The organism is Shigella sp. FC1544, from assembly GCF_001722145.1.
Classification (GTDB): Bacteria; Pseudomonadota; Gammaproteobacteria; order Enterobacterales; family Enterobacteriaceae; genus Escherichia; species Escherichia coli.
In genome coordinates this window covers 1-2,548 of the sequence record NZ_MECT01000218.1, presented here as the reverse complement: position 1 = coordinate 2,548, position 2,548 = coordinate 1, and the positions used below count along the sequence as shown (strand labels likewise).

Below are 2,548 nucleotides of genomic sequence, written 5' to 3'. Positions count from 1 at the left end.
ACGGTTGTGGCGCACGTCTTCGGTGAACGCACTCTGGCCACACTGGAGCGTCTTCTGAGCCTGCTGTCGGCCTTTGAGGTCGTGGTATGGATGACGGATGGCTGGCCGCTGTATGAATCACGCCTGAAGGGAAAGCTGCACGTTATCAGCAAGCGTTACACTCAGCGCATTGAGCGACATAATCTGAATCTGAGACAACATCTGGCAAGGCTGGGACGGAAGTCACTGTCGTTCTCAAAATCGGTGGAGCTGCATGACAAGGTCATCGGGCATTATCTGAACATAAAACACTATCAGTAAGTTGGAGTCATTACCGGCGGCGGCAAATGCAGGCCCGACGGGTGTTACAGCAGATGAGTGATGAACGGTTGAGGGATATCGGGTTACGCAGGGAGGATGTGGAGTGAACTATGGGCGGCGTGTTGGCAAATGCTGCCTGTCTGCATTCAAAATTGCTACAAAATCCAACCATAAAAGTCGTTTACAACATATTTTTCTGATTTACATACAGATAATGACCTGAGCTGTCTCTCTGGGGGTCATCATCTATGCGTCCGGGGGATCTGTCACAAAAAGGAATAGAACAAAATCATCAGCGGTGAATAAAGCGATTCGTTTTAGATCACATTAATGAAATTTTTGTATCAAAAATTAGTTATCGCGCTCACAGTTCATAATGAAACAATTCTCTGCAAATAGATAACCGAAGCTTCGTTGCTAGTATCAATTCGCTAATTATACACCTGCCAGAGGATACAATGAAAAATAGAAATCGTATGATCGTGAACTGTGTTACTGCTTCCCTGATGTATTATTGGAGCTTACCTGCACTGGCTGAGCAGTCGTCAAGTGAGATAAAGATTGTTCGCGATGAATACGGCATGCCGCATATTTATGCCAATGATACATGGCACCTATTTTATGGCTATGGCTATGTAGTAGCACAAGATCGCCTTTTTCAGATGGAAATGGCACGTCGCAGTACTCAAGGGACTGTCGCGGAAGTGCTTGGCAAAGATTTTGTGAAATTTGATAAAGATATCCGTCGTAACTACTGGCCGGATGCTATCCGGGCGCAAATTGATGCCCTTTCCCCAGAGAATATGTCCATTCTGCAAGGCTACGCTGATGGAATGAATGCCTGGATTGATAAGGTAAATACCAATCCAGAGACGCTCTTACCAAAACAGTTTAATACATTTGGCTTTACTCCTAAGCGCTGGGAACCGTTTGATGTCGCGATGATATTTGTGGGCACTATGGCAAACCGCTTCTCTGATAGCACTAGCGAAATTGATAATCTGGCACTGCTAACGGCTTTAAAAGATAAATATGGTGTATCACAAGGCATGGCGGTATTTAATCAGTTGAAATGGCTGGTAAACCCATCAGCGCCAACCACTATTGCCGTACAAGAGAGTAGCTACCCACTTAAATTTAATCAGCAAAACTCGCAAACAGCAGCTCTGTTGCCACGCTACGATTTACCTGCACCAATGCTTGACCGACCAGCAAAAGGGGCGGATGGCGCACTGCTGGCGTTAACAGCAGGGAAGAACCGGGAAACTATTGCTGCACAATTTGCACAGGGTGGTGCCAATGGTCTGGCGGGGTATCCAACGACCAGCAATATGTGGGTGATCGGCAAAAGCAAAGCCCAGGATGCGAAAGCAATCATGGTAAATGGTCCGCAGTTTGGCTGGTATGCGCCTGCGTATACTTATGGTATTGGTCTGCACGGTGCTGGTTATGATGTCACTGGCAATACACCATTTGCCTATCCTGGGCTGGTTTTTGGTCATAATGGTGTGATTTCCTGGGGATCAACGGCAGGTTTCGGCGATGATGTCGATATTTTTGCTGAACGGCTGTCGGCAGAGAAACCAGGCTACTACTTACATAATTGTAAGTGGGTGAAAATGTTAAGCCGTGAGGAAACCATTACGGTGAAAAATGGTCAGGCAGAGACCTTTACTGTCTGGCGTACGGTGCATGGCAACATTCTCCAAACTGACCAGACGACACAAACGGCTTACGCTAAATCCCGCGCATGGGATGGTAAAGAGGTGGCGTCTTTGCTGGCCTGAACTCATCAGATGAAGGCCAAAAATTGGCAGGAGTAGCGAAACAAGCACTGACCATCAACTGGTACTATGCTGATGTAAACGGCAATATTGGTTATGTTCATACTGGTGCTTATCCAGATCGTCAATCAGGCCATGATCCGCGATTACCCGTTCCTGGTACGGGAAAATGGGACTGGAAAGGGCTATTGCCTTTTGAAATGAACCCTAAGGTGTATAACCCCCTGTCGGGATATATTGCTAACTGGAACAATTCTCCCCAAAAAGATTATCCCGCTTCGGATCTGTTTGCCTTTTTGTGGGGGGGGCCCCTATTAAGTTGTCAAGCATGTTATGACCCCTGCGGGGTATAAAAAGTCCCGTCGCGCATCATGGCGAACAGAACGTCGCAGCGTCGTCTCGCCAGGGCGATAAGCGCCTGATTGTGTCGTTTTCCCTGACTCATTTTGCGGGTGTAGTAAGCC

The 2,548-nt window shown here is 47.2% G+C and carries 4 pseudogenes; 3 read left to right on the top strand and 1 reads right to left on the bottom strand.

The window, feature by feature from the left end:
- From BGK49_RS12165 to BGK49_RS12155, 3 pseudogenes are all read left to right on the top strand, one after another.
- Nucleotides 1-300, top strand: a pseudogene (locus tag BGK49_RS12165) (IS1-like element IS1X2 family transposase); the annotation flags it as partial.
- 26 nt (nt 301-326) lie between these two features.
- Nucleotides 327-407 (top strand): annotated as a pseudogene (locus tag BGK49_RS12160) (DUF1127 domain-containing protein); the annotation flags it as partial.
- A gap of 351 nt (nt 408-758) precedes the next feature.
- Nucleotides 759-2,392, top strand: a pseudogene (locus BGK49_RS12155) (penicillin acylase family protein); the annotation flags it as partial.
- Nucleotides 2,393-2,415: 23 nt separating this feature from the next.
- Here the strand turns inward: BGK49_RS12155 and BGK49_RS29385 are convergent.
- Nucleotides 2,416-2,548 (bottom strand): annotated as a pseudogene (locus BGK49_RS29385) (IS110 family transposase); the annotation flags it as partial.